Genomic DNA, 21,327 nt, shown 5'->3' on the forward strand with positions numbered 1-21,327 from the left:
CGGGCTTTCACTGGCTCGACTGGCCGGCCTTCTTTCTCGGCCTTCTGGCAACCCCCACCCAATCCTCCCCCGCGAGCGGGGGAGGGCGAGGGAGGGGGAACCACCACTCCCGAGGCGCTGGAAATCCTGCGCGGCGAAGGCATGGAGGTGGTCATGGCCACCGGCGACAGCCGCGCCACCGCCGAGGTGGTGGCCCGTAGACTCGGCATCGAACGCTTCTACGCCGAGGTGCTGCCGGAGGACAAGACCGGGATCGTCAAACAGCTTCGGGGTGCTGTATCCGTTCTTCGGGATTTTGCTCTCGCCCATCATCGCCGCCGCCATGAGTTTCAGCTCGGTGTCGGTGGTGCTCAACGCCCTGAGGTTGCGGCAGGTGCGGTTATAATCGAAATTGGAATTGACTAGTCCCGGCGAGGTCGTCTCCATGCGCATCCAGCCCAAATCCTTAAATCGTTACCCCTGGTGGCTTAAGATCTTCTTCTGGAAGCAGAGGTGCAAATACGGCCAGGTGCTTTTGCCCGCCCTGCTGTGGGGCCGGGTGCCGTCTTTGTTCGCCGCGGTCGCCTTGCTCTACGGGGTTTTGGACCGCAAGCGCTCGCCTTTGGAGCCTGCCCTGCGCTGCCTGGTGACGGTCAGGGTCTCGCAGATCAACCACTGTAGGTTTTGCATCGACATCAATTCCTGGCTGTTGGCCCGGCGCACAGGTTCCGAGGAAAAGGTCCAGGCGCTTTCCGGCTGGCGTGAGAGCGATCTGTTCGACGCGCGGGAAAAGGCGGTGCTGGAATATACCGAGGCGATGACTTATCCCGAGCGCGGGGTGGAAGATAAGATGGTGGAAGCCTTAAAGACCTGGTTCGACGAGGACGCCATCGTGGAGCTGACCGGATTGATCGCCTTCCAGAACCTTTCTAGCAAGTTCAACGCCGCTTTGGACGTGCCGCCCCAGGGGTTCTGCCAGGTCCCCGCCGGCCAAAAAGAAGGGCGGTAACTTTAGTTTGCAAGGGGACAGGCTTGAGTTTTAGAGGTTGGCACCGCTGGGTGGGAATTGCAGCCTTAGCGGGTATCCTTTGGAGCTCGCCGTTTGGCGTCTGGGCGGGGGACCTCGCCGGCTACGCCATCGTCCAGGACGATGCGAGTTTGCGGATCCAAGGGCGCACCATCCGCCTCTACGGCATTTATATTCCTCCCACCGACCGCAGCTGCCTGTTTTTCTTGCGCCCCACCCGCTGCGCTTCGCGGGCGGCGCTGGCCTTGGAAATCAAGATTCAAGGCTTTGTCCGTTGTCAGGAAATGAGCCTAAACGAGGACGGTAGCTTAAACGCCATCTGTTGGGTAAATTACAGTCCGTTCCGTGAGGGCGAAGACCTGGCGGCCTATCTTTTGAGCCAAGGCTGGGCGGTGGCCCTTCCGGAGGCGCCTTTCGAATACCACGCCTTGGAGAAAATCGCGCGCCACCGCAGCTTAGGGATCTGGGGGTTTGCAGCAGACCGCTTTGATCGCCCTCTAGAGCGTTAAAGGTATAATGGGGTGAGACTCCAAAAGAGAAGCAAACCATGCCTTCGCAAGCGCAGCTCCGGGAAATCGCCTGGGACATCCGCCAGCGCTATCCGTCCGAGCTTTTAGTAGATTACATCGCCTTAGCGATGGTCAGCCCCCATCTGGGGTACGCCCACTGGCATATCGGCGAAAAGGCGCTGGCGGCGATTCGGGCAGATACCCGCTTTGCTCATGCTCCGCTGGTGGTTCGCGTCTACGACGTTACCGAGGTGCTGTTCGACGGATCGAACGCGCACGGCTTCTTCGACTTCGAAGTGGGCAGTCCCCGCGGCAATTATTACTTCCGCCCTCCCCAGCCGGCGAGGAACTACCTCGCCGAACTGGGCGTGCGCGCAGGCGATGGCAGCTTTGCCCCTTTGGCGCGTTCCAATCCCGTATTTTTCGAGCGCGACCGCCCGGCAGGCAATTATCAGACCGCGGGGTTGTTCGTGAGCCGCGCCCTCAAGCGGGTGTTGCCGGTGGAAAACGTTTTCGACGCCAAGGTCTTTGAAAAGATGCACCGGGCGCTGAGCGAGATCCAAAGACCGCAGGCGCTGACGATCGCCTTGGTGTTCGCCGACTCTGAGCCGTCTAAGTCCTACGTCCGGGATTTGGCAGCAGGAATCGGCAAGTTCGGCGGCCAGCCTTTGCTGTTCCCCCTGCCCCTGTCCGGGGTCGACCGGGTCTCGGACAAAGCCCTGCTGGACAAAATGGCCCTGTTTTCCGAGCGGCTGGCTTTAGAGCTGGCCGCCGCGCATCGCCACAAGCCTTTTTCCTTGCTCCACTGCCACGGCTGGTATGCGGCCGCGTGCGCCCTGGCGGCGGCAGAGCGCTTACGTTTGCCGCTGGTCCTTTCGCTTCGCTCCACCGAGCACGAGCGGGCGCACGCCTACGAAACCGATCATCTTTCTAAGGCGGTTTGCGCGTGGGAGGAGAAGGTGATCCGGGCGGCCTGCCTGATCATCACCCCGCATTCGGCCACCCGCCAGCAGGTGATCAATCTGTACGGGGCGGCCCCGGACAAGGTCGTGATCGTCCAAGACCTGCCGCAGGATGCCCCGGCGGCCGCCTCGAGCCCGGGCCAGATCAAAGCCGGCTTAGGGCTGAATCCGGAGGCGCCGACGGGGTTGTTCGCCGGTGAGGTCTCCCATGCATCGGGTGCGGATCTCTTGCTGGAAGCTTTGGCCTACGTGTGCCACCGGCATCCCACGCTGCAATTTGTCTTTGCCGGCGACGGCCCCCTCAAAGGCGAGCTGGAGGCTCGCGCCTGGCACGGCGGCATCGGCCCGCGCCTGCGGTTTTTGGGCGATGTCTCCAGCGCAACCTTCGCCTCGCTGCTCTCGGCGTGCGATTTTGTGGTGATTCCGGCGCGCACCTGGCAGGACGAAGGGCTGGCGCAGCTGGCGATCGAGGCCGGCAAGCCGGTGCTCACCACGCACCAGGCGGGAATCCGCTGTATTGTTCACGGCCAGAACGGGCTGATCACCTACGACAATCCAGGCTCTATCATCTGGGGAATCCAGGAGCTCCTGCATAACCCCTTGCAGGCCAACCTGCAGCGCTTGTCGGCGAGAACCAAGGCGCAGCGGCAGGCGTCTTTGGACAACGTGGTGGCCCAGCACTATCTGTATTACGCGACCGCCCTTAAGGAGAGCGCCCATGGCTAAAGGCTATCTGGCTTTTGTCCTGCACGCACACCTGCCGTACGTGCGCCATCCCGAATACGATGCGTTTTTGGAGGAGCGCTGGCTGTTCGAGGCGATCACCGAGACTTACATTCCCTTGATCAAAATCTTCGACCGCCTGCGCGAGGAGCAGGTGCCGGGCCGGCTGACTTTGTCGATCTCCCCCAGCCTGCTCGCCATGTTGGAAGACGAGCTCTTGATGGCGCGTTACGCCGCCCACCTCGGCAAGCTGATCGAGCTGAGCGAGAAGGAATTGGAGCGCACGCAAAGCGAGCCGCATTTTCACTATCTGGCGGGCTTTTACCATGCGCTCTTTCAAGAGACCCGGGCGGTCTTCGAACGCTGCAGCGGCCGGTTGGCCGGCGCGTTCAAAAATCTGCACGCGCAGGGCGTCATCGAGCTCATCACCACCGCGGCGACTCACGGCCTTTTGCCTTTGCTGGCCGCCCAGCCCAAAGCGGTCGAGGCGCAAGTGGTCACGGGGCTGGATTATTTTGAGCGCGTGTTTGGCTTTCGCCCCGCCGGAATGTGGCTGCCCGAGTGCGGCTATTATCCGGGGCTGGAGGAGCTTCTAAGCCGCGAGGGGGTGCGCTTTTTCGTGCTCGAATCGCATGGGCTGGAGCACGCCAGCACCACCCCCTTTTATGGCGTCTACGCCCCGCTTTATACCCCTTCTGGGGTGGCCGCCTTCGGCCGCGATCAGGGCAGCGCCAAGCAGGTCTGGTCGGCCCGCGAAGGCTTTCCCGGCCATCCCGACTACCGCGAGTTCTACCGCGACATCGGTTATGACCTCGAGTTCGACTACATCCGCCCGTACATCGCCGACGGCGTGCGGGTGGACACGGGGATCAAATACTACCGGATCACCGGCCCGACTTCCTGGAAGGAGCCCTATCATCCGGAGATGGCCAAAGAGCGGGCGGCCCAGCACGCAGGCGAATTCCTCCAGCAGCGGATGGCCCACCTGGAATACCTGGCCTCGACGATGGAGGTGGCGCCGATCGCGGTCGCCCCTTTCGACGCCGAGCTGTTCGGCCACTGGTGGTTCGAGGGACCGAAGTGGCTGGATTTTGTGGTCCGCAAAGCCGCCTTCGACCAAGACACGCTGGAACTGATCGCCCTTTCCGATTATCTGGACCGCCACCCAGTGCACCAGGTGGGAACCCCGGCCACTTCCACCTGGGGGCACAAGGGGTATTTCGAAGGCTGGCTGAACGGCAAGACCGACTGGATCTATCCTGAGCTTTACCGGTGCGCCGCGCGGATGGAGGCGCTGGCCAAGCGGTACGCGCAAGCCTCGGTCGATCCCTTGGTGCGGCGGGCGCTCAACCAGGCCCTGCGGGAGCTGCTCCTCGCCCAGAGTTCGGACTGGCCGTTCATCATCAACAACGAAACCTCCACCCAATACGCAACGCGCCGGGTCAAGGACCACGTCGCCAGGTTCTGTTACCTGGCCGAGGCGCTCGAGCGCGGGGAGATCGACGCCGACAAGCTTGCCGCCTTGGAAGCGATGGATAATATTTTCCCCAACGCAGACTATCGGGTTTTTCTGTGAGGAGGCGTATGTTGCGCGAATTGGGTACCACCGGCATTCAGGTCACCGCCATCGGCCTAGGCGCGATGCCGCTCTCCCTCGCCGGGCGCCCGGACGAGGCGCAGGCGTTCGAGGTCATCCGCACCTTCGTCGAGCGCGGCGGCAATTTCATCGACACCGCCAACGTCTACTGCCTGGACGATGACGACCTCGGCCACAACGAGCGGCTGATCGCCAAGGCGCTCGAACGGCTCGGCAAAACCTCCCAGGTGATCGTGGCGACCAAGGGGGGCTTGAGGCGGCCGGGCGGCGCCTGGGTGGTGGACGGACGCCCGGAATTCTTGCGGCAATCCGTGGAGCAAAGCCTCAAGGCGCTTAAGACCGATTGCATCGCCTTGTATCAACTCCACGCCGTGGACCCCAAGGTGGGCTTGGACGAAAGCTTGGATACCCTGATCGAGCTGCAAAAACAAGGCAAGATCCGCTACCTTGGGCTGTCCAACGTCGATTCTCACCAGCTCGAACGCGCCCTCAAGAAGACCCCGATCGTCTCGGTGCAAAACCGCTGCAACGTGCTCGAACCTGGGGATTTCCACACCGGCCTGGTGGAGCTGTGCCGGGAGCGCGGGGTCACCTACATCGCCCACAGCCCGGTCGGCGGCCACTTCGGGCACCGCCGACTCAAAGAGCATCCGGTGTTAAACCGGCTGGCCAAGGCCTATCAAACCTCCCCTTACCTCATCGCCCTGGCCTGGTTGCTCGCCAAAGGCGAACACATCCTGCCCATCCCGGGGGCGAGCAAGCCTTCCAGCATCGAGGCCAGCCTCAAAGCGATGGAAGTCCGCCTAAGCGCGGAGGACTTAAGCCGGCTCGATACCCTTGCCGGTCGGCTCTAGCGCCAAGGCGCCCCGTCGTAAGCTTTTTTATGCCGGGGCGACTTAAAACCAAACATAAGGAGCTTGGCGCATGAACCGATCCCGGATATTGATCCTGCTGGTGCTGGTCGTTGTGCTCGCCGCGTTTTTCGCCTTCGACCTCCAGCGCTTCCTGGCCCTGGAAAACCTCAAGGCCCAACAGGCGGCCATCGCCGCTTGGCGGGACGCCCACCCGCTCCTCGCCCCTCTGGCCTATGCCCTGCTTTATGTGGCGGTGGCGGCCCTGTCTCTGCCCGGGGCCGCGGTTTTGACTCTGGCCGGCGGGGCGCTGTTCGGCTTTCTGTGGGGGACGCTGATCGCCTCCTTCGCCTCTTCCATCGGCGCCACCCTGGCCTTCCTGGCGGCGCGCTTTCTGCTGCGCGACTGGGTGCGGCAGCGCTTTGGCGCGCGCATCCAGGCCATCGACGTAGGCCAAGCCCGCGACGGCCCGTTTTATTTGTTCAGTTTGCGCCTGGTACCGGTGTTCCCCTTCTTCGTCATCAACCTGGCGCTGGGGCTGACCTCGATGCCGGTGCGCACCTTCTACTGGGTCAGCCAGATCGGCATGCTGCCGGGGACGATCGTCTACGTCAACGCCGGCACCCAGCTGGCCAAGATCGATTCGCTCCCCGCCATTCTGTCTCCTGGGATATTGGGATCGTTCGCGCTTTTGGGTCTGTTTCCTCTTCTCGCCAAGAAGCTCGTCGAAAGCCTAAAGGCCCGCAAGGTGTACGCTCGCTGGACTAAACCTAAGCGCGTGGACTGCGACCTGATGGTCATCGGCGCCGGCGCCGCCGGGCTCTCGGCCGCCTATCTCGGCGCCGCCCTCAAAGCCAAGGTGACCCTGGTGGAAAAAGGGCCCATGGGCGGCGACTGCCTCAACACCGGCTGCGTGCCCTCCAAGGCGCTGATCCGCACCACCCGTCTGCTGGCGGATATCCGCCGGGCCGAGGCGCTGGGGATTCGCCGGGCCGAGGCCGAATTCGACTTCGCCGAGGTGATGGCCCGCGTCCACCAGGTCATCCGGGCGGTCGCACCCCACGATTCGGCCGAGCGCTATACGAGGTTGGGGGTCGAGGTCATCGCCGGCGAAGCGAAACTGCTTTCTCCCTGGGAAGTGCGGGTGCAAACCGCCCACGGCGTGCACACTTTGACTGCCCGCGCGATCGTCATCGCCACCGGCGCCCGCCCCTTCGTGCCGAAGATTCCGGGGCTCGAGGAGATCGGCTACCTGACTTCGGACACGATCTGGGACATACGCGAGTTGCCCCGCCACCTGCTGGTGCTCGGCGGTGGGCCGATCGGCTGCGAACTGGCCCAGTGTTTTGCCCGCCTCGGCAGTAGGGTGACCCTGGTGGAGCTGCAGGACCGCCTGTTGGGGCGCGAGGACCCCGAGGTCTCAGAACTCATCGCCTCCCGCTTCCGTGCCGAAGGCATCGATCTTAGGCTGGAACACAAGGCGCTGCGCTTTGTGAACGAGGCCGGCGACAGGATCCTGGTGGCCGAGCACGCCGGAAAAGAGGTATCCATTCCCTTCGACCGCGTGCTGGTGGCCTTGGGCCGCCGCGCCCATACCGAAGGTCTGGGGCTTGAGGCCTTGGGCATCCCCACCACCCCGCAACACACTGTAGCGGTCGACGAATACCTCAGGACCTGCTACCCCAATATCACCGCCTGCGGCGATGTGGCTGGCCCGTTCCAGTTCACCCATTTTGGCGCCTATCAGGCGCAGATTGCAGTACAAAACGCCTTGTTCGTAAACCTCTGGAAGACCCGCGCCGATTACTCGATGGTCCCCTGGGCCACCTTCACCGACCCCGAGGTGGCGCGCGTCGGCTTGAGCGAGACCGAAGCCCGGCAGCGGGGCATCGCCTACGAGATCAGCCGCTACGCGTTTCAAGAGCTCGACCGCGCCATCGCCGACGGGGCGACCTTGGGGTTCGTCAAGGTGCTTACCCCTCCGGGCAAAGACAAGATTCTGGGGGTGACGATCGTGGGCGAGCGCGCCGGCGATCTGCTGGCCGAGTTCGTGCTGGCGATGAAACACGGCATCGGCCTCAACAAGCTCCTCGCCACCATCCACGTCTACCCGACCCTGGCCGAGGCCAACCGATATGCCGCCGGCGTCTGGCGCCGCGCCCACACCCCGTCCTGGCTCCTGGCCCTGCTGGGACGCTATCACACCTGGCGGCGAGGGGGATGAGTCCGCTGGCAGGATGCGCTGCGCTTGGGCGCCGCCGATTGACTTAAGGACGCTCAACGCTTCGTGCTGGTGCCACCTTGATCTTAGCGAGCTTGCGCTCGGTGAGGGCACGAACCTCCGCCTTGGCCGCCCGGCGTGCTCCGAAACTCCAGCAGAGCAGCGATTTCTTCAGGCTGAACCCATCCGCTTGGCCCGCTGGATGAAGTGCAGGCGACCTGGGTCCTCCCGATCGGTGGTTGTAGAAATCGGCCACGTAGACGCAGCCGTCCCCATCCAGGGCGATGTCGGTCACGGTGGCGAACCAGCCGGGAAACGGCCCGAAGACGTTCATGGTCAGGGGGCCGCCCCATTTGCGCAGGAACCGCCCGTCGGGACTGAATGCCTGAATCCGATCATTGTAACCGTCGGCGACGAACAGGGTGCCGTCAGGACTGATCGCCACACCGCCCGGGGAATCGAACGTGCCTGGGTCCCGGCCGGAACGGCCGATATGGCGACGGAGAGTGCCGTCGAGGCCAAACACGGTAATGCGGTCATGCCAGTAGTCGGCCACATACAGGCTATCGCCGGCCACGGCCAGATGCATCGGCCACCCCAACACACCGCTACCGAAACTGCGGCGGAAATTTCCCATGCGGTCGAACACTACGATACGGCCTACGCGGCCGTCTGCGACCAATACTTCATCAGCGGTCAGGGCGATACCAGTGGGCTCCTGGAGCTGCCTGCTGCCGAAGGCGGCGACGAAAACGTAGTTGGGCTCTCTAGGTGTTGGGACCCACAGCAGCCACGCCACCTGGGCTAGAACTACCATGACCACGGAGATGCCAGCGATGAAGCGGGTCAGCCAGCCCATTTCAAAAAGCGATCCGGAAACCGGCCCGGACGATCCAGTCGTCCTCGAGGGCGCGGCCATTGAGATCCTGGACCACCGGCAGTTGCACCACCCCCTCCACCACCCAGCGGCGGGCGGCAACCTGCAAGCCGGGGGTCAGAAACAGGCGCCAGCCGCCGGAATCGGGATCGTGGCGGCCGGCGACGTGGTTGTGCCACTGGTAACTGCCGTTGACCTCCAGCACTCCGTAGAGAAATCCCGGCAGGCCAGAGGTCAGACGGCGCGGCCACAGGCGCTGCCGCCAGGAGGCATCAAGGGCGAGGCGGTCGCTGGCTTTGCGGTTATGCCCCCGGGATTGCCGGATCACGAACAGTTCCCGGAAGACGAACATACCTTCGGTCACCGGCAGATCGGTGTTGAAAGTCACCGGGGCGCAGTGCGCAACGCCACCCCAGGCCACAAACGCCAGCAGCAGCCATGTCGTCCTAAGGCGCGGCAGTCCCATCACTGCCGTCCTCCAGAACCCTCAGCGATCGCAAGGTGAAGCCGGCTTCCTCGACCTTGGCCTTGATCTGTTCCCGGTTCAGGGTAACCCCCTTTTCGGTGGTGAGGATCACTTGCCCTTTGGCGATGTCGAATTCGATGTCCTTGACCCCGTCCAGGGTGCGCAGGCGCTTCTCGATACCGTAGGCGCAGAAGGGACAGCCGAGGCCGTCGACCCGCAGGACGTATTCAGCGGCGAAACCCTGGATGGCAGACAAACCGAGCATCAACCCTAGAAGGCGCCCAAACGATCGGTTCATGGTTTTCTTTGTCTCTTCCTAGTCATGAATTTGAACGTTGTTTCTGATACGTTATAAAGATACGAGGTCCACCGTGGCGAGCGGGTGCGCTGGCACGTTTTAGGAATGGGCAAGGAGGTGGACCTGCACACCGCCCACTGGCACGGCGAGATGGTGCTTTTGGGCGGCCTTCCCTTGGCCAGGCTCTTCGGCACACGGCCGACACCGTCCCCCTGCTGCCAGCCACCACCGCCTCGGTGACGATGGTGGCCGACAACCCCGGCACTTGGCTGTTCCATTGCCACGTCAGCGATCCCATCGAGGCCGGCATGATCACCCGCTGGCAGGTTCTGGAATGAAACGGCTCGGCTGCCGCCGCGACTTGATCCACAGTTCACCACGGCAGGGGTGATCGCGGCTTGAGGCGCAAAAATGTCTTGGTGGATTCAAAGAACCGGGACGAAGAGTGCGCAGGTTGAGACGCAGAAGGAAACGCGCCATAATACGTTCGACAGTGCAGCAAGCACCTTTCTAATCCAGCGCCACCAAAGCGCCTCTGGCAACAAGGTATTTACTGACCGGTCTGAAGAAAAAACCAATGAAAACAACTTTAGGGGAATGCGCTGTTGTGCTCTTAAGTATCTTGCTGTTCGGTTGCTCGAGCATCCGCGCCCGAACCGACACTTCCCTCACGGATTGGACGGTCTATCCCGGGGTTCGGCAGGACGTGAAGGATATGGCGCAAATACTCGGTGGCCGGCGCCCGGAGCCGTTCTGGGTCAAGGGCTTAGCGACCGGCATCCTGATCGTGGATCTGCCGGCCTCGGCGGTCTTCGACACCCTGGCGATGCCTTACGATTTGTATCAAATCTATTTGCCCAAGGCGCAGGCGGATTAAAACTTGTCGAAAAAGATGCTCTCTAAATCCACTCCCAGACCGTCGAGCATGGCCAAGACCGCATCGATCATCGGCGGCGGGCCGCACAGGTAATACTGGCAGTCCTCGGGAGCGGGGTGGTCCTTGAGGTAACGCTCGTAGAGCACCTGATGAATAAAACCCACCGGTCCCTCCCACAGATCCTCCGGCCGAGGCTCCGAAAGCGCGACCTGAAAGCTAAAGTTGGAGTGTTCTCGGGCAAGCTGCTCGAACAGATCGGCGTAAAACAGTTCCTTAAGGCTCCTTGCCCCGTACCAGTAGCTCATCTTGCGCTGCGTCCCCTTGCGTTTTAATTCATCGAGGATCATCGAACGCAAAGGCGCCATGCCGGCGCCGCCGCCGACGAAAATCATCTCGCTGTTTCCTTCACGCACGCGAAATTCTCCGTAAGGTCCTGAAATTTTTACCTTTTCCCCGGGCTTGAGGGAAAAAACGTAGGCGGACACCGCCCCCGGGGGAATGTCCGGCCGATCGGGGGGCGGCAGCGCTAGGCGCACGTTGAGCATTGCGATTTGGCCTTCCTGCGGCGCGTTGGCCAGCGAATAGGAGCGGGTGGTAGGACGCTTCAAGCGCGATTCGTAGCGCCACCAGTCAAAACGGTCCCAGTCGGGACGAAAGCGCTCATCGATGGCAAAGTCGCGAAAGCGCAAAGAATGCGGGGGCGCTTCCAGCAGAATATACTGGCCGGCTTTAAAGCGCATCGGCTCAGGTAAATCGATGACCGGCTCTTTGAGCAAAGGGGTCAGGTTGCGGTTGCTGCGCACCACGCCGATCCAGGTCTTGACCCCCAACATTTCTTCGGGGATGCGCATTTTGAGGTCGTTTTTGACCGCCACCTGGCACGTCAGCCGGTAGCCTTGGCGGATCCGCGCCCGCCCCAGTTTGTCCACCTCGGGCGGAAGCGGGGGGCCTGCGCCCTCCAGCACGATCGCCCGGCACTCGCCGCAGATGCCCTTGCCACCGCAGGCCGAGGATAGATAAATTCCCTGGCTCGCTAAGGCCGAAAGCAGCTTTCCTCCCACCGGCACTTCCAGGATGCGCTCGTCGTTGACGACGATCCGCGCTATCCCCGAAGGCACCAGGAACGCTTTGGCGAGCACAATCACCGCGGTCAACGTCAAGACGAGCGCGACGAATACGCCAACGCCTAGGGCGATTTTGGGCCATGCGCTCGGCCACAGCTCCACGAGCGACTCCCACAGCGACCCAAGTTCTGCCGACCAAAATGCAAACGTTTCCATACCGATCCCGCGTTATTCGTCCAGAGCGGGCAAAGAATTCAAGTGGTTGCGCAGCCAGGCCAAAAACGGCCCGTAGCCCTGAGAACCCAGCCAGTAGCGGACCAGCCGGTCAACCCCGCGGGTGGTCAGGGTGGCGCCGGAGAGTCCATCCACCTGATGGACGGCCTCGGGCCGCGCCGGATCGACCTGCCCCTTGATCACTTCGATCGCCACCTGACCTTGGGCGTCGAACGCCTGCTTGCCGCGCCATAAGGCTTTCCAGCGGGGGTTATCGACTTCCCCACCCAATCCTGGGGTTTCTTTGTGCTCGTAGAAGGTGATCCCGGCGACGGTGATCAAATCGCGCTCCAAGGCCAGATAACCGTACAGGGTGGACCACAGGCCGCGCCCGTAGATCGGCAGGATCAGGCGGGAAAACGCCTGTCCGTCCCTGACCAAGTACACCGGCATATAGCGGGGTCGGCGCTTGATCCCGGCCAGGTCCAGCGCTTTCGGAATCGCTTCGCCCAAGGTCGGATCGCGGGAAGCAGCGCGCAGGTCGAACGCCGCCGGATCGGCGATCCCCAAATCCTTAGGGTCTGCCGGACGACCGCGGTCCAGATCGACGAGTAACGCTTGAATGCGGGTCTTAAAAATCTGCAGCGGGTCCGCGTCGGGTTCGGCCGCAATGCCCGCCGCCGCCAGAAGGTGCTCGATCTTGTCCAGGCGCAGGTTGCGCGCCTGGCGTTCTTTGAGCAGGACCGCGGCGCTGGTCACCACCAGCGAACAGCCCAAGCTTACCGCCAAGACCACGGCGAAGATTCGAAGCGCTTGTCGCATAGGGGCAGTTTCGTCGTTGCCGCATGGCAAAGTGTATAATGCGGACAACAGCGCCTGAAATCAAAAAATCAAACGAATGGGTTTTGCAAACCTACTGCGGGTAGGCGGGGTTTTGCTCGCGGTGCCGCTTGCGGCCCAAGCGGTGGAGGTGGCCCCGCGCATCAGCGACCGCGAGATCATCGAAGCTTTAGCCGAACTCAAGGCCGGGCAAAAGGCTCTGGCCGACAAGATCGCCGACCTACAAACGCAAATGGACCGGCGCTTTGCCGCGCTGGAGGCGCAGATGGAGCAGCGTTTTGCCGTGGTCGATCAGCGCTTTGCCGCGCTGGAGGTGCAGATGGAGCAGCGTTTTGCCGTGGTCGATCAGCGCTTTGCCGCGGTGGATCAGCGTTTTGCTGCCGTGGAGCAACGCTTTACGGCGGTGGATCAGCGCTTCGACGGCCTGGAAAAGCGCTTGGATTTTATCCAGAACTTGCTTTTGGCGCTGATCGCCGGCGTCTTTGGCCTGATCGGCTTTGTCGTCTGGGACCGCTACTCCACCCTGCGGCCGATGGATTTGCGCATCCGCCGCCTGGAAGAAGATCTGGAGCGCGATTTGGAACTCAAGTCGCCGGAGGGCTCGCGCTTGACGCGCCTGATCCACGCTTTGCGCGAGCTGGCCAAAACCGACCAGCGCCTCGCCGAGCTGCTCAAAGACTTTCACCTGCTTTGAAGGAGGCCGCCATGGGACTGCCCAAACGCGACGACCAGTACCATACCTACCGAGATTATCTCAACTGGCCGGAGGATACTCGCTACGAACTCATCGACGGCATTGCCTATGCGATGACCGCACCGAACCGCCGCCACCAAGAGGTGCTGTTGGAACTGGCGCGCCAGGTGGCCAACGCTTTACAAGGCCACCCCTGCCGACCGTTCATCGCCCCCTTCGACGTGCGCCTGCCCAAAGGCGAGGAGGCCGACGAAGACATCGACACCGTGGTCCAGCCCGACTTGTGCGTGGTTTGCGATGAGCGCAAACTCGACGAGCGCGGCTGCCGCGGGGCGCCGGACTGGGTGGTGGAGGTCCTATCGCCGGCCACCGCCGGCCACGATCACATCTTAAAGCGCACCGTCTACGAGCGCGCCGGGGTCAAGGAATACTGGCTGGTGCACCCGGTGGACCGGATCGTGACCGTCTACCGCCTGGAAGACGGCCGCTTCGGCGTGCCTGAGGTGCGCGAGCTGAAAGGCAAACAGGGCGTGGGCGTGCTCCCCAAGGTCGAGGTCGACTGGGAAGCGTTTGCGGGGAGGCTGGGGCCATAAAGCGCTATTTCCAGCAATCGGCCGGAGTTTTGCTTCCGGTGTGGGTCACTTTGAGCGGGGTGCAAGCGGCGTCTTTGCTGGCCTGAACTCCTCCCGCCGTCGCCTTGACTGTGTAGCTGGTCGCACTTGGCGTGCCTTCAAAGGCAAAGCTGTAAAAACTTGCCAGTTCCGTTTGGCAAGAGGTCGAAGGCAGGCTCGCGCCGGCATAGCTCATCTTGGTAGTGTAGTAACGCTCCATGTATTGCGCCAATTCCATCAGGCAGGCCTTGGCGGCGTTGCGCCGGGTTTTGACCACGTGGCTTTGGTAAAAAGGGTAGGCGATCGCCGCCAAAACGGCGACGATCGCCGCGGTGACCATCACTTCGATGAGGGTGAAGCCTTTGGTTTTCATGCTTGCCTCTGATGAATCAAATCCCCAACAATTCGCGCCAGGACTGGCGGCGGGTTTCCGCGCTTACGCCTTGCTGTTCGTAGGGGGCGGCCGTTGGGCCTATGGCGGATCCAGACGAATCGCCGTTGCAATTTGCCACGCAGACGAAATCGTTGACCGAGCCGTCTGGCAGGATCTGCTTGACCCAGACCGAGCCGTCGGATTCTACTTTTTCGATCTTGGTATAGGAGGTTCCGTTAGCGTAGGTGACCACGGTCGTTGTGGTGTTTCCGCTTGTGGTGGTGGTCTCTGAGATTACGGCGCTGCCACCGGAGAAGATACCATCCTTGGGGTCGGCCGAACCCGGGGCTGGGGTCTCAGATTTGGCATCAGAGACCGGATCCTGGGGCGGATCGGGCTGCCAGTCGGGATCGCCGTAGCACTTCCCGTTGGGATGGTGCCAGAAGGTGGTGTATTCGGCGAGGACCCACTTGGTAAATTCGGACTGCTTGACGCGCCAGCCGTATCTCACGTCGCCGCCACTGTGGTTGAGCTCGATAGCCTCTGGGGGCGTGTTGGCCTTGATGATCTGGAAAGTCAGGGCGCCGTCGAAGCGTTCGCCGTTGGGTCCTATCCTGCCCTTGCCGCCGCTGTTTAGCATGGTGCCATCGGCATTGACCTTGTTGACGCAACCGGTCTGGGTGGGAATCAGGCCGGCGCGGGGCTTGCCGCCATCGCCCCACCAGTCCTTGGATTTGAAAGCGTCCAAGGGCAGGTTGTAAATCAGGGTGTTGATGTCGCTCAGCGTATAAACCGGCTGGGCGGCAAGCACCTTGGCTGGATCGGTTTCGGGACCGGCGAGCCCGCCATAGTCCTTCACTTTGACGTAGGGCGAGCCGCCAACCGAGATCATGGCGGCTGGACTGAGGTACTGGTTCATCACCAAAATCTTGAACTGGGTACCCGGATCGGCAATCGCGTTGTTCAGGTTGAAATCAACTAGGCTAGCGTTCAGCATGTTGACGCCGGTCACGTCATACTTGTCGTCATACTCGTGAACGTGCTTGACGTTTTTGTAGGAGCCGGGTGCGGTCGTGGAGGTATAGGTGCAGCATGTTATTTGATTGTTGATTTTCTTTTTGTCACAGGACGCTCCTTCGATATAAGAACTGAGGTATTCAAAACCCGCCGAAAACCCATTGGTATTGTTGCAGAAAGCGGTCGAAATTGTGCCTACAGCACTGGAAACATCGCTGGATTTGGAACAGACGGTTCGAGTTTCACAGCTAGAAGTGGGCGAGACCGATGTGATGGCGGTCGAATCGTAGTAATAAATATCAAAGTCGAAATGCCCTCCGGATACCCCGGGATCTGCAGGATCGATCACGGTGGCCGTGGAACCTGTAGTATCCGGGTGCCAGTTGTAGAAGGTGGTGAGATAGCTGCCGGTGCGGATCAACAATGGCTGCGACAGCACTCCGGGGCCCATGAATTTAGCGACGGGGATTTCCCCATTGTCGGCCAGATCACCGCTGTCCGGTGATCCGCCGGGGCAGAATTCACCGTCAAGATCCAGATCGAAAATCGGGCAGGAGGGTCCCCCGCCGGTGAAGAAATCTAACTCGTTCAGCCAGTTTTCGCCGGCAGGTGTGCCAGAGACGGTTGGATTGGTGCTCACGAAATAATACCGGCCCAGGTTGTAGAACGGTGCCTCCCCGACGACCCGTTCGCCTGCCGGCAGGGCGACCTGCCAACCTTTGTGATGTCCGGAACCTGGACTCCAGTCCGGCGCGTTGGCCGTGATGGTGCGGTACCTGTCGCTGCCCTTGGTGGTTGCGGTGAATGTCTGGGTCAGCAGGGTGTCGTTGGCCGCCGGTGCTCCGTCCCAGATGCCATAGACGTAATGGGTGGAGGTGTCGGTGACATCGTCCGCGCTCAGGATCCTACCGGTGGCGAAGACCACCATGTATCCTCCATGGGGGTGAGGACGCACCACGGGCGGCACCGTGATCGCTTGGGCCGGCGAGGTGCTGTAAAGCAGGGAGGCTGTGGCGCTTGCGATGTTCCTTAGATCGAATTTCCACAGTTTGCCGTCGATGTCGCCGGCATAAGCGTAATCGACTTTGCCGTCGTCATCGGCGTCGACCAGGGCGGGAGTCGAAAGCCCGGCCGGGCTGGTGCTGCTTCCAGAGCCTGTGTCGATAGCCTTGATGAGGGCGCCGGTTGCCAGATTGATTACATAGAGCACCGAATGACCGCTGCCGCCGTTCATGTAGCCGTTGCCGACGATGGCGACAGCGGTGCCGTCGTTGAGGCGGGCGATTCTGGGCGTGCCGAAAACGTAGCCCAGGTCGGCAAAGCCGCTGGAGGACGGTGTGATTTCCCAAAGGATTTTGCTGGCGGCCTCGGTTTCATTGGCCGGTGTGGGGTTGGAAACGTCCAGGGCGAACAACCCTTTTTCCCCTGCGCCCAGCCCGCCAACCAGGATGGTTTTGGCTCCTCCAGAATAATCGACCCTTGCGATTGCGATCTGGCCGTCCACGAATGCCGTATGGTTGTAGGGGTTGGCGACAAGCTTGTTAAGCTTGGGAATCAGCATCGACGGGACATAGGCAAAGACCTCTTCCCCGCTATCCGCGTCAAAGACATGCAGCATGCCGTCGTTGGCGCCGACATAAAGCCGCTTCGGGCTTCCTGGGGTCGAAGCATGATCCCAGAAGTACAGGGTGGAGTGCAGAATGTCGCCTAGTACCTGGTTCCGGGCCCGGAACTTTTTTCCGGCCGGATCTTCGTTGGAACGGTCCCCCCGGATGTAATTGAGCACATCCGGGCTGCCGAGATCGGCCTGTTGCGCGCTGGAAAGATTGCTCCAACGGAAGGGCACCTTGCTTGAACCGTTCATGGTGACGATCTTGCGTCCGCTGTCCCAGTCTAGGACATACAGTTTGCTTGCCGCAGTTTCCGGATCCCATGGGCCGACATTGCCAATGACGCCGGTGCCGCTCACGTGCAGGGCAAGAATGTTGCCGCTCCAGTCGTCCTTGATGTAACTGCTCCGAAACGTGTTTTCGGCTCCGGAAGAAACATCGACTCCACTGCTTTGCAGTGGGCCGCTTGCAGTGGGGCGGGAGATCCAGCCTGTGGGTTGCGCGCTGGGGGTGAAGGGCAAGGCCGCTATGGCATCAATTGCACAGGCAGCCAGGAGAATCGAAAAGCACGTCAGTGAAGCTTTGCCAGTCATGCTCTTAATCCCCTAAATTAAAAAATCAAATGGTGGCTCCGGAATCGCCGCCGCTGGGTGCGGCGCCGTTGCTCCCGCTACAGGCGATAGCCCTGCGAAACAGGCTTTGCAGGGTGACCACCGTATTGGCGTCTCTTCCCCAGGCGCGGGCTGTAATCCGAAATAGAGCATTATCTCCAGAGCCGTTGCAGGACTTTTGTATAAGTTCGATGATGTAAACCGGCTGGTTGGCGACCTCCGGCAAAGAAGTGCCCGGGACTGCCGTCGAGGCTGTACTGCCGATATCGATGGGTGATCCCGACAACGTGTTATACAGCCCGTTGGAACCGTTGAAGGCAGTCTGATCAAATGGGTCGAAAGGCGCGGCGTTAGCAGCGATGACCGCTTCCGCCTGCCGCAGCGCGGCTTCTGCGGCCTGGAAGGCAACGTTTCTGTCGAAGTAATTCCCAGCCATTCGTTCCTCCAAAATAACGGACTGTACGGCAGCCACCCCGAGTATGGTCATCACCAGCAGCATCACCAGGCTCACGATCAAGGCAGCGCCAATCTGATGAAACCGATAACTTCTCATCGCTGTCCTCATGGCAGGCGGTTGCGAAGGCCAATGGTGGTGGTGAACACCCGCCGCAGACGGCGGTCGGTGGGCGTCACGGTGGCCCCGTTGAAGGTGTAGGGCTGTGGGGCGGTGGTAATGTTGTCCTCGGTTGACTGCAGCAGCAGGCTGACGCGGACGCTGACGACCCGGTTCCAGGGGGCGGCTATCCCCGTTCCGCAGGCGCTAGGCGTGGCGGCGTTGAGGCTGGCCGCCGAATCGAAACAGTTGGCGGCGCCGTCGCCGTCGGTGTCCACCCCATACAGGATCGCCATCCCGGCGATGTCTGACACTAGGGGCTGACTTCCTCCCGCATCCATATCCGTGGCACATTGCAAATCTGTTCCGCTCAAAGACAAGCGTTCGGAAATCGCAGTCCCCGCCGGGATGATGCTGTTATCTTCACAGTCTCTCGCGAGACCGTCGCCCTGATAGCGGATGACAACTTCATCATCCGTTCCGCGGATAATCTCACCGGCATTGAAACTGTATCCTGCGAAGGAAACCGAAGCAAAAGCCATAGCAAAATCCTGGCTGGCATTATTACGGTATCCAGCCATGCGTAACTGGCGCCCCAAAAGCTCCATGGCAAAGCGGGCGTTTTCCTGTATCCGGGAAGAAGCCTCGGCGACCCGGTAGGTCTGTTGGTTGGCAGCGTAGATCTGAATCACCCCGGCGATGAGGACCAGCCCGATCACTAGAGCCACCAGGATCTCGACCATCGAGATGCCTTGCTGTCTTGACATCTTCATGGCTGAAACACCGTCACAAAGCGTTGGATGACCGGATTGCCGGCGCTGTTGAATTCGTCCACCCACCACAGCTTGACCACGTAAAAGCTGCCGCTTCCGTCGCAGGCGTATTCGCTCGCATCCACCGTGCCGTCACCATTCGTATCGCCGCCGTCATCGGGGGTGGCGTCGAGGCAGACCACCCCCGCCCCGGAAGGCAAAGCCTGAGCGATTGCAGAGTTCCATTCAAACACATCGTGCTTGGCCATCTGCTTAGGGTCGCAGACGGAAGGGGCGCCGCCATCCCAGACGCAGTTATGGTCGGCCGGGGTGGGGTTGTTGTAGAAACCGCCCTGGAAACCGGCCCGGTTGGCGCGCATCCGATCGGTCATGTCGTAGGCGAGTAGGGTGGCCTGGGTGCGTAAGCTCGCGCTGTGGTTGCTGTGGAGCCCGGTGGTCTGAAGTCCGGCCAAGCCCAAAAGGCCGATGGCCAGCACCAGGACGGCGATGAGGATCTCAAGAAGGGTGAAACCCGTTTCCCGTTTCATGGGCAGCTGACTCCGGTATCGAGACGGATCCTGCCGGTAGAAGACAAAACGATGTTTTTTCCCACGTTGCCACTGCGGTCGTCGCAGATCGCGATCGTCCCGGCTTGAAAACCACCGGTGGTAAGCTGGCTCTGGCCGCTGGCCACATAGGAAACGTAGTTGGCGACAAGGGGGTTGCCGGTCATGGTGACCTGCCCTGCAATACCTTCCTGCACCCGCAGGAGGGTCTCGCTGGCGCTGTCATAGGCTGCATCGTTGTTGTCATCGGTAAAAACGATCCAACCTTGCTCCCAGTTGCCGCTGGTGGTACAGCTTGCTCCGTCGCCGCTTTTGCATACCGTTACCCGAACATTGCGCTTGATCGCCTCGCTGCGGGCCAGATTGAGGGCGCCGACCAGTTCGTTGGCGGCGGTGACCATGCGGTTGTTTTTGACGAGCACCTGAAAGCTCGGCACTCCCACTGTCAGCACGATGGCAGCCACGGCCACCGTGACCATCAGTTCCACCAAGGTAAACCCGCGCGTTTTCTGCATCGCCAAAAACGAAATCGATCTATTTGAAAGATAGCCGGTTTTTACGTTTTCAAGGCTAGGTGAGGATTGAGCAAAAAACTGTGCGCTCTTTTACAAAAATAAAAACCCGCCTTTACGGCGGGCCAAAGAGGGAGGTTACTGGAAGATTTCCTCTAGGCGTTGCGCTTCAAGGATCTTTTCGGCCCAGGTTTCCGGTTCGGATCGTTCGGCCTGGGCGAGTTTGAAGGATGTGGGCATCCTGGACGACTTGCAGCAGTTCTTGGTCGAGGAAATGATATTCTTGGCTCCAGTCGATCTGGGCGTGTGCCTGAGGGAAGTAAAAGGCCAAAAACTCAGGGAAGGCCGAGGTAATGGGCTTTTCCTAGGGGCTGTCGAAGTCGTCGTCAAGAACTTCCATGGGGATTGGCCTACAATGTTCAGCGGGCTTTGGAAAGCGGCGCTCGCGCTCTTGCTTCTTCTAGGGCTGCCGCTTGTTGGGGCTTGGGGGGCGGGGAAGCCAATCGCGGTTTACCTGGATTTTCCGCCGCAACCGGTGATCCTTGATCTTCCGGGCTTTTCCTGGCCGGTGTTTGGCGCTTATCTTGGCGCAGAGCTTGGGATTTGTGGCTCGTTGGTTTGGCTCGTGCGCCGTTTGCAGCGCCGGCGCACCGGGGCTTTGGCGTTTCCGGTTTGGGGGTGGGGGGCGTTGGTCTGGTTGGCGGTGGCTTGGTATTTGGCCTGGGCGCGGCCGGAAGGGATGGGGATTTGGGGCGAGTTGAGCTTTACCTGGCTGTGGCTGGGTTATATCGGCGCGGTCAACGCCTTGTGCCAATGGCGTACCGGGGAATGCCTGCTGACCCGGCAGCCTGGGTTTTTGGCGACCTTGTTTGCGGTGAGCGCCGCGTTTTGGTGGTATTTCGAGTACTTAAACCGCTTTGTCGGCAATTGGCATTACCTTGGGGGCGAAACTTTAAGCGGCTGGCAGTATTTTTGGCGGGCGAGCTTGGCGTTTTCCACGGTGCTGCCGGCGGTGACGAGCACGCTCGCTTTGTTTTACGGCTTCTTCGGGCCGGCTGAAGGGCTGCCGCCTCTGAGCCTGTCTCATCCCCGCCGCTGGGCTTGGGGTGGGGTGGTCGGCGCCGGGCTGGGGCTGATCGGCATCGGCGCTTGGCCTGAGAGTTGCTTTGCCTTGCTGTGGCTGGCCCCGCTGGTTTTGCTCGCCGCGGTGCAAGTACTCTCAGGCCAAGAGAGCTATTTTGCCCCCTTGCGCCAGGGAAGGTGGGAAATCCTCGTCCTGCCGATGCTGGCCGGGCTTGTATGCGGGTTTTTTTGGGAGCTGTGGAACTATTTTAGCTTTCCCAAATGGGTGTACACCGTTCCTTTCGTTTCCCGCTTCAAGGTATTTGAGATGCCTATTTTAGGCTATGCCGGCTATTTGCCGTTTGGCTTGGAATGCGCGCTGATAGTCGACGGCTGGCGCAAAATTTGGGAAAAGCGCGTAAATTGCGCCCAGATCAATTCTTAAGGTGGGCGGTTTGGGCT

At 61.2% G+C, this 21,327-nt stretch carries 23 protein-coding genes and 1 pseudogene; 13 read left to right on the plus strand and 11 right to left on the minus strand.

Annotation, left to right across the window (positions count from 1 at the left end):
- Positions 1-102 precede the first annotated feature (102 nt).
- From ACYQ3M_RS03350 to ACYQ3M_RS03380, 7 genes and pseudogenes are all read left to right on the plus strand, one after another.
- Positions 103-385 (plus strand): annotated as a pseudogene (locus ACYQ3M_RS03350) (HAD family hydrolase); the annotation flags it as partial.
- 6 nt (positions 386-391) lie between these two features.
- Positions 392-988, plus strand: coding sequence for a carboxymuconolactone decarboxylase family protein (locus ACYQ3M_RS03355; protein WP_460034641.1), 597 nt, complete (start codon positions 392-394; stop codon positions 986-988).
- Between the two features lie 23 nt (positions 989-1,011).
- Positions 1,012-1,515 carry a thermonuclease family protein gene (locus ACYQ3M_RS03360; RefSeq protein WP_460034642.1) on the plus strand — a complete coding sequence of 168 codons (504 nt, stop codon included), beginning with the start codon at positions 1,012-1,014 and terminating at the stop codon, positions 1,513-1,515.
- Positions 1,516-1,553: 38 nt separating this feature from the next.
- A complete protein-coding gene (locus tag ACYQ3M_RS03365; RefSeq protein WP_460034643.1) occupies positions 1,554-3,203 on the plus strand; it encodes a DUF4912 domain-containing protein in 1,650 nt (549 codons plus the stop codon).
- Positions 3,196-4,776, plus strand: a complete 1,581-nt coding sequence (locus ACYQ3M_RS03370; protein ID WP_460034644.1) for a glycoside hydrolase family 57 protein — start codon at positions 3,196-3,198, stop codon at positions 4,774-4,776. Before ACYQ3M_RS03365 ends, ACYQ3M_RS03370 begins: the two co-directional genes overlap by 8 nt.
- A gap of 8 nt (positions 4,777-4,784) precedes the next feature.
- The gene (locus ACYQ3M_RS03375) at positions 4,785-5,651 is read left to right on the plus strand and encodes an aldo/keto reductase (protein WP_460034645.1); all 867 of its coding nucleotides are present in this window, start codon (positions 4,785-4,787) and stop codon (positions 5,649-5,651) included.
- A gap of 70 nt (positions 5,652-5,721) precedes the next feature.
- On the plus strand, positions 5,722-7,872 hold the full coding sequence (locus tag ACYQ3M_RS03380; protein ID WP_460034646.1) for a dihydrolipoyl dehydrogenase family protein: 2,151 nt from the start codon (positions 5,722-5,724) through the stop codon (positions 7,870-7,872).
- A 43-nt stretch (positions 7,873-7,915) separates the two neighbouring features.
- Here ACYQ3M_RS03380 and ACYQ3M_RS03385 read toward each other — a convergent pair whose 3' ends face one another.
- Genes ACYQ3M_RS03385 through ACYQ3M_RS03395 form a run of 3 tightly spaced genes read right to left on the minus strand, consistent with a single transcriptional unit; the run spans position 7,916 to position 9,510 of the window.
- Entirely contained in the window at positions 7,916-8,728 is an 813-nt protein-coding gene (locus tag ACYQ3M_RS03385; protein WP_460034647.1) for an NHL repeat-containing protein, read from the minus strand.
- 1 nt (position 8,729) lies between these two features.
- A complete protein-coding gene (locus tag ACYQ3M_RS03390) occupies positions 8,730-9,212 on the minus strand; it encodes a hypothetical protein (RefSeq protein ID WP_460034648.1) in 483 nt (160 codons plus the stop codon).
- A complete protein-coding gene (locus tag ACYQ3M_RS03395; RefSeq protein WP_460034649.1) occupies positions 9,193-9,510 on the minus strand; it encodes a heavy-metal-associated domain-containing protein in 318 nt (105 codons plus the stop codon). Before ACYQ3M_RS03395 ends, ACYQ3M_RS03390 begins: the two co-directional genes overlap by 20 nt.
- 84 nt (positions 9,511-9,594) lie before the next feature.
- Between ACYQ3M_RS03395 and ACYQ3M_RS03400 the strand changes: the two genes are divergently transcribed.
- From ACYQ3M_RS03400 to ACYQ3M_RS03410, 3 genes are all read left to right on the plus strand, one after another.
- Positions 9,595-9,750 (plus strand): cupredoxin domain-containing protein, encoded by a 156-nt coding sequence (locus ACYQ3M_RS03400; RefSeq protein ID WP_460034650.1) that lies wholly within the window; start codon positions 9,595-9,597, stop codon positions 9,748-9,750.
- A 2-nt stretch (positions 9,751-9,752) separates the two neighbouring features.
- Positions 9,753-9,848, plus strand: coding sequence for a multicopper oxidase domain-containing protein (locus tag ACYQ3M_RS03405; RefSeq protein WP_460034869.1), 96 nt, complete (start codon positions 9,753-9,755; stop codon positions 9,846-9,848).
- A 239-nt stretch (positions 9,849-10,087) separates the two neighbouring features.
- Positions 10,088-10,387 carry a YceK/YidQ family lipoprotein gene (locus tag ACYQ3M_RS03410; RefSeq protein ID WP_460034651.1) on the plus strand — a complete coding sequence of 100 codons (300 nt, stop codon included), beginning with the start codon at positions 10,088-10,090 and terminating at the stop codon, positions 10,385-10,387.
- On the opposite strand, the gene nqrF is transcribed toward ACYQ3M_RS03410, so the two are convergent.
- Positions 10,384-11,667: an NADH:ubiquinone reductase (Na(+)-transporting) subunit F gene (nqrF, locus tag ACYQ3M_RS03415; protein ID WP_460034652.1), complete on the minus strand. Its 1,284-nt coding sequence runs from the start codon at positions 11,665-11,667 to the stop codon at positions 10,384-10,386. The genes ACYQ3M_RS03410 and nqrF overlap by 4 nt on opposite strands.
- Before the next feature lie 12 nt (positions 11,668-11,679).
- Positions 11,680-12,486 carry a Na(+)-translocating NADH-quinone reductase subunit C gene (locus ACYQ3M_RS03420; RefSeq protein ID WP_460034653.1) on the minus strand — a complete coding sequence of 269 codons (807 nt, stop codon included), beginning with the start codon at positions 12,484-12,486 and terminating at the stop codon, positions 11,680-11,682.
- A 76-nt stretch (positions 12,487-12,562) separates the two neighbouring features.
- Between ACYQ3M_RS03420 and ACYQ3M_RS03425 the strand changes: the two genes are divergently transcribed.
- Both ACYQ3M_RS03425 and ACYQ3M_RS03430 read left to right on the plus strand, forming a co-directional pair.
- Positions 12,563-13,198, plus strand: coding sequence for a hypothetical protein (locus ACYQ3M_RS03425; protein ID WP_460034654.1), 636 nt, complete (start codon positions 12,563-12,565; stop codon positions 13,196-13,198).
- A gap of 11 nt (positions 13,199-13,209) precedes the next feature.
- Positions 13,210-13,791, plus strand: coding sequence for a Uma2 family endonuclease (locus ACYQ3M_RS03430; RefSeq protein WP_460034655.1), 582 nt, complete (start codon positions 13,210-13,212; stop codon positions 13,789-13,791).
- A 4-nt stretch (positions 13,792-13,795) separates the two neighbouring features.
- Here the strand turns inward: ACYQ3M_RS03430 and ACYQ3M_RS03435 are convergent, their stop codons facing one another.
- Genes ACYQ3M_RS03435 through ACYQ3M_RS03460 form a run of 6 tightly spaced genes read right to left on the minus strand, consistent with a single transcriptional unit; the run spans position 13,796 to position 19,806 of the window.
- The gene (locus ACYQ3M_RS03435; RefSeq protein WP_460034656.1) at positions 13,796-14,182 is read right to left on the minus strand and encodes a type IV pilin protein; all 387 of its coding nucleotides are present in this window, start codon (positions 14,180-14,182) and stop codon (positions 13,796-13,798) included.
- Positions 14,183-14,198: 16 nt separating this feature from the next.
- Entirely contained in the window at positions 14,199-17,402 is a 3,204-nt protein-coding gene (locus tag ACYQ3M_RS03440; RefSeq protein WP_460034657.1) for a pilus assembly protein, read from the minus strand.
- A gap of 25 nt (positions 17,403-17,427) precedes the next feature.
- On the minus strand, positions 17,428-17,973 hold the full coding sequence (locus ACYQ3M_RS03445) for a pilus assembly PilX family protein (RefSeq protein ID WP_460034658.1): 546 nt from the start codon (positions 17,971-17,973) through the stop codon (positions 17,428-17,430).
- A gap of 8 nt (positions 17,974-17,981) precedes the next feature.
- A complete protein-coding gene (locus ACYQ3M_RS03450) occupies positions 17,982-18,746 on the minus strand; it encodes a PilW family protein (RefSeq protein WP_460034659.1) in 765 nt (254 codons plus the stop codon).
- Positions 18,743-19,273, minus strand: a complete 531-nt coding sequence (gene pilV / locus ACYQ3M_RS03455) for a type IV pilus modification protein PilV (RefSeq protein WP_460034660.1) — start codon at positions 19,271-19,273, stop codon at positions 18,743-18,745. The genes ACYQ3M_RS03450 and pilV overlap by 4 nt, the downstream gene beginning before the upstream one ends.
- Positions 19,270-19,806: a GspH/FimT family pseudopilin gene (locus tag ACYQ3M_RS03460; RefSeq protein ID WP_460034661.1), complete on the minus strand. Its 537-nt coding sequence runs from the start codon at positions 19,804-19,806 to the stop codon at positions 19,270-19,272. Before ACYQ3M_RS03460 ends, pilV begins: the two co-directional genes overlap by 4 nt.
- Positions 19,807-20,035: 229 nt before the next feature.
- On the opposite strand from ACYQ3M_RS03460, the gene ACYQ3M_RS03465 reads away from it, so the two are divergent.
- Positions 20,036-21,310 carry a hypothetical protein gene (locus ACYQ3M_RS03465; protein ID WP_460034662.1) on the plus strand — a complete coding sequence of 425 codons (1,275 nt, stop codon included), beginning with the start codon at positions 20,036-20,038 and terminating at the stop codon, positions 21,308-21,310.
- Positions 21,311-21,327 lie beyond the last annotated feature (17 nt).

It is taken from the genome of Methylothermus subterraneus, from assembly GCF_054656915.1.

Excerpts from the sequence above, each read along its gene's own strand:
- ACYQ3M_RS03450 (WP_460034659.1), bottom strand. The coding sequence starts at position 18,746 with ATGAAGATGTCAAGACAGCAAGGCATCTCGATGGTCGAGATCCTGGTG.
- ACYQ3M_RS03460 (WP_460034661.1), bottom strand. The coding sequence starts at position 19,806 with ATGCAGAAAACGCGCGGGTTTACCTTGGTGGAACTGATGGTCACGGTG.
- ACYQ3M_RS03410 (WP_460034651.1), top strand. The coding sequence starts at position 10,088 with ATGAAAACAACTTTAGGGGAATGCGCTGTTGTGCTCTTAAGTATCTTG.
- ACYQ3M_RS03375 (WP_460034645.1), top strand. The coding sequence starts at position 4,785 with ATGTTGCGCGAATTGGGTACCACCGGCATTCAGGTCACCGCCATCGGC.
- ACYQ3M_RS03420 (WP_460034653.1), bottom strand. The coding sequence starts at position 12,486 with ATGCGACAAGCGCTTCGAATCTTCGCCGTGGTCTTGGCGGTAAGCTTG.
- ACYQ3M_RS03365 (WP_460034643.1), top strand. The coding sequence starts at position 1,554 with ATGCCTTCGCAAGCGCAGCTCCGGGAAATCGCCTGGGACATCCGCCAG.
- ACYQ3M_RS03425 (WP_460034654.1), top strand. The coding sequence starts at position 12,563 with ATGGGTTTTGCAAACCTACTGCGGGTAGGCGGGGTTTTGCTCGCGGTG.
- nqrF (WP_460034652.1), bottom strand. The coding sequence starts at position 11,667 with ATGGAAACGTTTGCATTTTGGTCGGCAGAACTTGGGTCGCTGTGGGAG.
- ACYQ3M_RS03390 (WP_460034648.1), bottom strand. The coding sequence starts at position 9,212 with ATGGGACTGCCGCGCCTTAGGACGACATGGCTGCTGCTGGCGTTTGTG.
- ACYQ3M_RS03435 (WP_460034656.1), bottom strand. The coding sequence starts at position 14,182 with ATGAAAACCAAAGGCTTCACCCTCATCGAAGTGATGGTCACCGCGGCG.
- ACYQ3M_RS03380 (WP_460034646.1), top strand. The coding sequence starts at position 5,722 with ATGAACCGATCCCGGATATTGATCCTGCTGGTGCTGGTCGTTGTGCTC.
- ACYQ3M_RS03430 (WP_460034655.1), top strand. The coding sequence starts at position 13,210 with ATGGGACTGCCCAAACGCGACGACCAGTACCATACCTACCGAGATTAT.
- ACYQ3M_RS03405 (WP_460034869.1), top strand. The coding sequence starts at position 9,753 with ATGGTGGCCGACAACCCCGGCACTTGGCTGTTCCATTGCCACGTCAGC.
- ACYQ3M_RS03385 (WP_460034647.1), bottom strand. The coding sequence starts at position 8,728 with ATGGGCTGGCTGACCCGCTTCATCGCTGGCATCTCCGTGGTCATGGTA.
- pilV (WP_460034660.1), bottom strand. The coding sequence starts at position 19,273 with ATGAAACGGGAAACGGGTTTCACCCTTCTTGAGATCCTCATCGCCGTC.
- ACYQ3M_RS03440 (WP_460034657.1), bottom strand. The coding sequence starts at position 17,402 with ATGACTGGCAAAGCTTCACTGACGTGCTTTTCGATTCTCCTGGCTGCC.
- ACYQ3M_RS03395 (WP_460034649.1), bottom strand. The coding sequence starts at position 9,510 with ATGAACCGATCGTTTGGGCGCCTTCTAGGGTTGATGCTCGGTTTGTCT.
- ACYQ3M_RS03370 (WP_460034644.1), top strand. The coding sequence starts at position 3,196 with ATGGCTAAAGGCTATCTGGCTTTTGTCCTGCACGCACACCTGCCGTAC.
- ACYQ3M_RS03445 (WP_460034658.1), bottom strand. The coding sequence starts at position 17,973 with ATGAGAAGTTATCGGTTTCATCAGATTGGCGCTGCCTTGATCGTGAGC.